At 71.0% G+C, this 8,134-nt stretch carries 5 protein-coding genes; 4 read left to right on the forward strand and 1 reads right to left on the reverse strand.

What is annotated here, in order from left to right:
• The first annotated feature begins 534 nt into the window (after nucleotides 1-534).
• The 3 genes from NRB56_RS26300 to NRB56_RS26310 all read left to right on the forward strand — a co-directional run bounded on the left by NRB56_RS26300 (nucleotide 535) and on the right by NRB56_RS26310 (nucleotide 5,939).
• Entirely contained in the window at nucleotides 535-2,664 is a 2,130-nt protein-coding gene (locus NRB56_RS26300) for a DAK2 domain-containing protein (protein ID WP_406603535.1), read from the forward strand.
• A gap of 4 nt (nucleotides 2,665-2,668) precedes the next feature.
• Nucleotides 2,669-4,939, forward strand: a complete 2,271-nt coding sequence (gene recG / locus NRB56_RS26305; RefSeq protein WP_153346657.1) for an ATP-dependent DNA helicase RecG — start codon at nucleotides 2,669-2,671, stop codon at nucleotides 4,937-4,939.
• 100 nt (nucleotides 4,940-5,039) lie between these two features.
• On the forward strand, nucleotides 5,040-5,939 hold the full coding sequence (locus NRB56_RS26310; protein ID WP_153346659.1) for an EamA family transporter: 900 nt from the start codon (nucleotides 5,040-5,042) through the stop codon (nucleotides 5,937-5,939).
• A gap of 111 nt (nucleotides 5,940-6,050) precedes the next feature.
• On the opposite strand, the gene NRB56_RS26315 is transcribed toward NRB56_RS26310, so the two are convergent.
• Nucleotides 6,051-7,472 (reverse strand): short-chain fatty acyl-CoA regulator family protein, encoded by a 1,422-nt coding sequence (locus NRB56_RS26315; protein WP_319943544.1) that lies wholly within the window; start codon nucleotides 7,470-7,472, stop codon nucleotides 6,051-6,053.
• 286 nt (nucleotides 7,473-7,758) lie between these two features.
• On the opposite strand from NRB56_RS26315, the gene NRB56_RS26320 reads away from it, so the two are divergent.
• Nucleotides 7,759-8,134 (forward strand): biotin carboxylase N-terminal domain-containing protein (locus NRB56_RS26320; protein WP_319943545.1); only part of this gene is annotated, 376 nt, incomplete at its 3' end.

Genomic DNA, 8,134 nt, shown 5'->3' on the forward strand with positions numbered 1-8,134 from the left:
CGACTGGAAGGACGGTGACGGTTGCCCGGGGTCCGGGAGGCGCTCGACGGTGCGGCGCTCGTGCGGTGGGGTCACCTCTGTCTGGACGGGCTGGAACGGCACCGCGACGAGATCAACGCCCTGAACGTCTTCCCGGTCCCGGACGCCGACACCGGCACGAACCTGCTGTCCACCATGCGCACGGCGGTCGCGGCGGGGGAGGCGGTGCTCTCGGCGGTGCGCGATCGCGCGGGTGCGAGCGGACCGGTCGGCGGCACGTCCGATTCGGCGGGCGGAGTGGGGTGCGGGGGCGATTCACTCGCGTCGGCCGGCCGGCCCGCGCCGGCCGTTCGGTCGGCGGCCCGGGGCGACCTGGATGTCCGCGCCGGGGCACCGGCGAACGCCGAGGCCGGCGGTTCGCCGGCGGTCGCTGTGGACGGCAGTGCCGCGGACCCGGTCGGCGGAAGCGGTCCGCACGCGGACGGACCCGCTCAGGACGGCGGTGTGGTCTCGGGTACCGGCACAACCGTCGACGACGGGGTGGGTGGCGTCGCCGTGGCGGTCTCGGTCGGCGAGGTGGCCGGAGCGATGGCGCGGGCGGCGACGGTCGGCGCGCGGGGTAACTCCGGCATCATCCTGTCGCAGGTGTTGCGTGGGTTCGCGGATGCGGCAGCGGGGGATTCGTTCTCCGCTGACGAGCTTCGAAATGCGTTGCGGCGAGCCGGAATTCTGGTGCGTACGGCGTTGAGCGACCCCATCGAGGGGACCATGCTGACCGTGCTCGACGCCGCCGCGGACCGGGCCGCCGAGTGCGCCGCGGACGCGACGCTCGGCGAGGTGGCGACGGCCGCTGCGGGCGGTGCGGCAAAAGCGTTGGGGGAGACGCCGTCCCAGTTGGATGTACTGCGCACCGCCGGGGTGGTCGACGCCGGGGCGCGCGGACTGCTGGTGCTGTTGGACGCGCTGGTGGCGGTCACGACCGGGCAGCAGGTGGAGCGGCCGCGATACCCGGCCGGTTTCCGTGCACCGGGCGGGCGGTTCGGCGCGGCAAGTTCATCGCGCGAGCGTTCCGATGCGGAACTCGCCGCCGCCGGCGTTGCGGACCCGACGCGCATCGGGAATTCGGCCGTGACGGACACCGGTGCGGCCCTTACGGATTCGACCGGTGCGACGCTCGCGGATTCGACGGGTGCGGCGCTTATGGATTTGACGGGTGCGACGCTTACGGGTCCGACCGGTGCGGCCCTCGCGGATTCGACGGGCACGGCCCTCGCGAATCCGACCGGTGCGGCGCTCCCGGGTTCGACGGGTGCGGCGCTCGTGGATTCGATACGGCCCGGCGCTGTGGGGACGAGCGCGTCCGGTGATCGTGATCGTCGGCAGAGCGGCGCTGCGGAGCGGTGCGCGATCGACGCGAGTGACCGAACCGAAGCGGCCGCGCCGAGCGAGCCCGCGACCGGAGCGGATGGTGATGTCGCGCACGGGCCGGTGATCAGTGCGGACGGTCTTGGTGAGGGCGAGGTCGGGCGTTCGCCCGGGATCGGTGCGAATGTCCGGGGTGCCGGTGGGTCCGCCGCCGGCGCCGACGATCGCGGACCGAGTCCTGCGTCCGGCCGGTCGGCGATCAGCCCGGATGGTCGCGGTGCGGGGAATGCGTTGCGCGAGTTGGGGATTACGGAGGCGGGCCGCGCGGGCTCCGAGCAGGTGGTCGGCGGTGACGGGCGGGAGCGGGCGAGGGTGGCGGCGTCGCAGACCGAGGGGGGCCTCGGCGCGGCGGTGCCGCGGTACGAGGTGATGTACGTGCTGTCGGGTACGGACGAGGAGCGGATCGCGGGGTTGCGGCGGGATCTCGCGAGGCTCGGCGACTCCGTCGTGGTGGTCGGCGACGGGTCCGGGACCTGGTCGGCGCATGTGCACACCGCCGACGCGGGTGCGGCGGTGGAGGCGGGTCTGGCCGCCGGGACGCTGCGGGACATCCGGATCGAGGGGCTGGAGTCCGGGCCGGTGGCGGTCGACTCGGCCGATCGGGGCATCCTGACCGTCGCGTTCGGGCCGGGGGCGGCGCAGTTGTTCGAGGACGCGGGGGCCGTGGTGCTCGACGGCGGCGTGACGGCCGACTCGCTGCTCACCGCGATCCTGGCGATGCCGTACCGCGAGGTGCTGGTACTGGCCAACGGGGCGCTGCCCGCACACGAGCTGGTCACCGTGAGTGTCGCCGCGCGCGGCACCGACCCGGCGCAGCCGCGACGGGAGGTGCTGATGCTGCCGAGCGGTGCGATGGTGCAGGGGCTGGCGGCGCTGTCCGTGCACGATGCGCAGCGCACCGCGGTCGACGACGTGTTCGCCATGTCCGAGGCGGCGGCCGGCACGCGGTGGGGAGCGGTGCGGGTGGCGGCGGAACGAGCGCTGACCATCGTCGGCACCTGTGCGCGGGGCGACGGACTGGGGCTGGTCGGGCACGACGTGGTGGTCATCGATCCGGACGTGCGGGCCGCGGCGCGCACGCTGCTCGACCGGATGCTGGGGCTGGGTGGCGAACTGGTCACGCTGCTGGTGGGGGCGGACTCGCCCGCCGGGCTGGGAGACGAACTGTCCGGGCACATCACCGCGACCTACCCGGGTGTGGAGGTCGTCGTCTACGACGGGGGGCAGCCGATGGACCTCATCCAGATCGGGGTGGAATAGACCGATGGCGACACTGCGGGACCGGCTGGACCACGTGCTGGGCACGAAGGCGGCCGACCAGCTGGGCGAATCCTTCGACATGACCACCGTGGAGGACCTGTTACGGCACTATCCGGTGCGTTACGCGACCCAGGGGCAGCCGCTGGCCGAGGAGGCTCCGGAGGAGGGCGCGCACATCACGGTGATCGGCACGGTGAGCAAGACCGAGCTGAAACCGATGCGGCAGCGGCGCGGCCGGCTGCTGCGGGTGGATCTGGACACCGGCGCCGGGAAACCGATCGAGATCACGTTCTTCAACGGCGACAAGGTGAACTATCTCGTCAAGCAGGGCGTCCGGGCGATGATGTCCGGGACGGTGCACTACTGGCGGCCCGATCGGTGGAACCTGTCGCATCCCTCCTACCTGATCCTGCCCGCGGCGGGGGAATCGGTGGAGAACCTCACCGACGTGCGCGGCGGGGGCGCGCTGCGCGGGCTGGCCGAGAGCGCGAAAGGCACGGAGGGCGTGGACGTCTCGTTCTTCGAGCGGGAGTACATCCCGGTGTATCCGGCGACCGCGAAGGTGCAGAGCTGGGATGTGCTGGCCTGCGTGCGGCAGGTACTGGATCAGCTCGATCCGATCGACGATCCGCTGCCCGCGGATCTGCGCGCCGAGCGCGGGCTGCTGGCGGTCTCGGACGCGTTGCGGCTGATCCACCTCCCGGAGCGGAAATCCGACATCGAAGAGGCAAGGGAGCGTTTGCGTTTCGACGAGGCGCTGGCCCTGCAACTGGTGCTCGCGGAACGGCGGCACGAGATGGGTGGACGCACCGCGCGCGCGTGCCCGCCCCGGACCGACGGCATCGCAGCCGATTTCGAGCATCGGCTGCCGTTCGAGCTGACCGCGGGACAGCGGAAGGTGATCGGCGAGATCTCCGACGATCTGTCGCGACCGCATCCGATGCACCGGCTGCTCCAGGGCGAGGTCGGTTCCGGTAAGACCATCGTCGCCCTGCACGCCATGCTGCAGGTGGTGGACGCGGGCCGGCAGTGCGCCCTGCTGGCGCCGACGGAAGTGCTGGCGGCACAGCACTATCGGTCGTTGCGCGGGATGCTCGGCGAGCTCGGTGCGGGCGGGGAGCTGGGCGCCGCCGAGCACGCCACCAAGGTCGTGCTCGTGACCGGGTCCATGTCGGCGAAGGAGAAGAAGGCCGCGCTGCTGGACGCGATGACCGGTGAGGCCGGCATCGTGATCGGTACCCACGCCCTGATCCAGGACAACGTCGAATTCCACGACCTCGGCATGGTGATCGTCGACGAGCAGCACCGGTTCGGTGTCGAGCAGCGGGATGCGTTGCGCGCCAAGTCGAAGAACGGCATCAGCCCGCATCTGCTGGTGATGACCGCGACGCCCATCCCGCGCACCATCGCGATGACCACCCTCGGCGATCTGGAGACCTCGACGCTCACCGAACTGCCGCGCGGCAGGTCCCCGATCAGCACCAGAGTCGTTCCCGCCAAACAACATCCGACCTGGGTCGATCGCGCCTGGGAGCGGATCCGGGAGGAGGTCGCGGCCGGCCGGCAGGCGTACGTGGTGTGCTCGCGGATCGGCGACGGCGAGGAAGAGGGCGCGAAGGGCAAGGGCCACAAGGGCAAGTCGCCCGAGGAGAAGGAGGCGCCGACCACCCACGCGGCCGTCGACGTCTACGAGACGCTACGCGCCGGGGCGCTGGCCGGGTTGCGGGTGGGCCTGCTGCACGGCCGCCTGCCCGCCGACGAGAAGGACCAGGTGATGCGGGCGTTCAACGCCGGCGAGGTGGACGTGCTGGTGTGTACCACCGTCGTCGAGGTCGGCGTGGACGTCCCGAACGCGACCGTGATGGTGATCGTCGACGCCGACCGGTTCGGCGTCAGTCAGCTGCACCAGCTCCGCGGGCGCGTCGGTCGTGGCGAACATCCCGGCCTGTGCCTGCTGATCACCGAATCCTCCGCGATGGGCACCGCCATGGCCCGCCTGGAGGCCGTGGCCGGGACCCTCGACGGGTTCGAGCTGTCCATCCTGGATCTGCGGCAGCGCCGTGAGGGTGACGTGCTCGGGTCCGCGCAGTCCGGAACCGCGCGCAGCCTACGCCTGCTGTCGTTGCTGGACGACCTGGAGGTCATCACCGCCGCGCAGGACGTGGCGCGGGACGTGGTGGCGGCCGATCCGGGCCTCACCCGCCATCCCGGGCTGGCCACGATGATGAATGCCGCCGTCGACTCGGAACGCCTGGAGTATTTGGCCAAATCGTAGGCCCGGCACAGCGGATCGGCCGGTGGCTCGCCACGGGTGGCGGGACGGGTGTGGGATGCTTCCGGACGGTGGTGAAGTCCTCGGCGGGAAGGGGAGCTCGATGGTGGCGATCGATCTCCGTTGGCGAGGGAAAGCCGTACTGCCGCTGTGGTCCTCGCGGAGTGCGCGGCAGCGGGTCGGTGGGGTGCCGCCGACCGCGCTGGTGCTGGCGGGGATCGTGAGCACGCAGGTCGGGGCGGCGGTGGCGAAGCAGTTGTTCGCGCTGACCGGGCCGGTGGGGGCGGTGGGTCTGCGGTTGTCCTTCGCCGGGCTGGTTCTGCTGGTGATGTGGCGGCGATCGCTGCGGGTGGGGTGGCGGGCGCTGCCGGTGGTGCTCGGGTACGGCACGGTGCTGGCGACCATGAACGTCACCTTCTACCTTGCGCTGGACCGGATTCCGCTCGGGATGGCGGTCACCATCGAATTCCTGGGGCCGCTGGCGGTGGCGCTGGCCGGGTCGCGGCGGTGGTTCGATCCGGTGTGGGCGCTGCTGGCCGGGGCCGGAGTGCTGTTCCTCGTACGGTCGGACGGTCCGGTGGCGTGGACGGGGGTGGCGTTCGCGGCCGCGGCCGGTGCGTGCTGGGCGGGGTACATCCTGCTGAGTGCGAAGCTGGGTGAGCAGACCAGTGGCGGAGGGGGTTTGGCGCTGGCCATGGCGGTCGGCGGACTCGTCACGCTGCCGGTCGGGATCGTCGCGATCGGGCCCGAGCTGTTGCGGCCGGCGGTACTGGCCGCCGGGCTGGGCGTGGCGCTGCTGTCGTCGGTGCTGCCGTATTCGGTGGAACTCGAAGCGCTGCGGCGGATTCCGCCGCGGGTGTTCGGCATCCTGATGAGTCTCGAACCGGCCGTGGCGGCCGGCGCCGGCCTGGTGGTGCTCGGGCAGCCGATGAGCATCGTGCAGTGGGCCGGGATCGGTTGCGTCGTAGCGGCTTCCGCCGGAGCGACGCGATCGGCTCGGTGAGCTTCCGGCGAATTCGGGCAGCCGGGCCACGGCCGTCGGCCTCGGGCCGCCGCACCGCGGCCGATCGGGAACGGTTGTCCGGCCGCCGGATTCGCGTCCGGCGCGGATATTTCAGCGCACGGTGTGGGGGTAGGGGAGGTCGATCGAGGTGTTCTCGACCACGGCGAGGGAGCGGCCGATCTGGGGGAAGGCGCGCTGCTGACAGGAGGACCGCTCGCAGACCTTGCAGCCCGCGCCGATCGGGACCACCGCGGCCGGATCGTCCAGTTGCAGGCCCTTGGAATAGGCCAGGCGGTCGGCGTATTCGATGTCGCAGCCCAGGCCGATGGCGAATTCCTTGCTCGCCGTGCCGAATGCGTGCGGGGCCGGGTTGGTGGTGCGGGCGATCCACAGGTAGCGGCGGCCGTCGGGCATGGCGGCCACCTGGGTGAGGATGCGGCCGGGATTCGCGAACGCCTCGTGGACCACCCACAGGGGGCAACTGCCGCCGACCCGGGAGAAGTGGAATGCGGTGGCGGACTGGCGTTTCGAGATGTTGCCCGCGCGGTCGGTGCGCACGAAGAAGAACGGCACCCCGCGCTGGCCCTGTCGCTGCAGGGTGCTCAGCCGGTGGCAGACCGTTTCGAAGCCCACCTCGAAACGCAGGCCGAGCAGGTCGATGTCGTAGTGCAGTTCTTCCGCCGAACGCAGGAATCGACCGTAGGGCAGTACCAGCGCGCCGGCGAAGTAGTTGGCCAGGCCCACGCGGGCGAGTTGCCGCGATTCACCGGTCAGCGACGGAGTCTCGTTGAGCACCTCGTCCAGTTGCGGGCCGTACAACAGGAAGGCGAGGGTGGTCGCGATCTGGAAGGCGCGCTGGCCGGGGCGCAGCCGCCGGGCCAGCGTGAGGGTGCGGGTCTCGGGCTGGTAGTCCCGTTTCGGGATGGCCGGATCGGCGCCGTCGCCGCGGACCAGCACGGTGACGCCCGCGCGTTCCTCGGCGATCCGGGCGAGCTGGCGGTCCAGCGAGCCGATCGACAGCCCGCACTCCTCGAACAGCCGCTCGGCGGCGTGGTCGAGCGGGGCGATGTGGTTGTGGTGGTCGTAGAAGAAGTCCCGCACGTCCTCGTACGGCATCGGCACCCCGGGCGCGCCGGTGGGGGTGGCGACCTTCGACGACAGCAGATCGAGCTGGTCGGTGGCGGCTCGGAGCCGGCGGTGCATCGCCACGATCGTCTTGGCGACCTCGGGTAGCCGGGTGGCCAGATCCTCCACCTCGGCGGCGGGCGGCGCGGTGCCGCCGGCGGCCTCCACCAGGACCTCGTGCAGGTCCGACACGAGCCGGGCATCCGAGTCGGCGGCGAAGAACTGCACGTCCAGATCGAAGGTCGAGTTGAGCTTGAGCAGCACCGGAATGGTGAGCGGCCGCTGATCGCGCTCCAACTGATTGAGATAGCTGGGGGACAGGTCGAGGCTCTTGGCCAGGGCGGCCTGCGTCATTCGCCGCTCCTCGCGCAATCGCCGCAGCCTCGCTCCCGCATACATCTTGCGCACGCCGAGATGCTACCCGGAGTTCTTCGCAAACATTGCAATACCTACCGGAGAGGGCCAAAAACATCTGCTGTTCCACAGCGTCACGCGATATGTGCGGTCTGTGTAGAGTGCGAATCGGGGAGGTGTGGCGTACGTCTCACCCCGGTGTGGAGGCAGTGTAGCCCGTGGGTCAGCGCATTTTCGGTAAACCGTGTCCACCGATTAGCTGCTACCCGCGAGCGCTCGCCGGACGACCGTGCGGGGCTTCCACGTCCGGGTAGCGCGGGCGTCCGGGTACCTTTGACCAATGTTCTCCAAAGTTCTGGTCGCCAACCGTGGGGAAATCGCGATCCGCGCGTTCCGCGCCGCCTACGAACTCGGTGTCGGCACCGTCGCGGTGTTCCCGTACGAGGATCGCAACTCGGTGCATCGGCTCAAGGCCGACGAGTCGTACCAGATCGGGACGCCCGGCCATCCGGTCCGCGCGTACCTGTCGATTCCGGAGATTCTGGAGGCCGCCACGAGCGCGGGGGCGGACGCGATCTACCCCGGTTATGGGTTTCTGTCGGAGAATCCGGATTTGGCGGCGGCGTGTGTGGAGGCGGGGATCACGTTTGTGGGTCCGTCGGCGTCGGTGTTGGAGTTGACGGGGAACAAGGCGCGGGCGATCGCGGCGGCGCGGG

It is taken from the genome of Nocardia aurantia (genome assembly GCF_009604425.1).
GTDB lineage: Bacteria > Actinomycetota > Actinomycetes > Mycobacteriales > Mycobacteriaceae > Nocardia > Nocardia aurantia.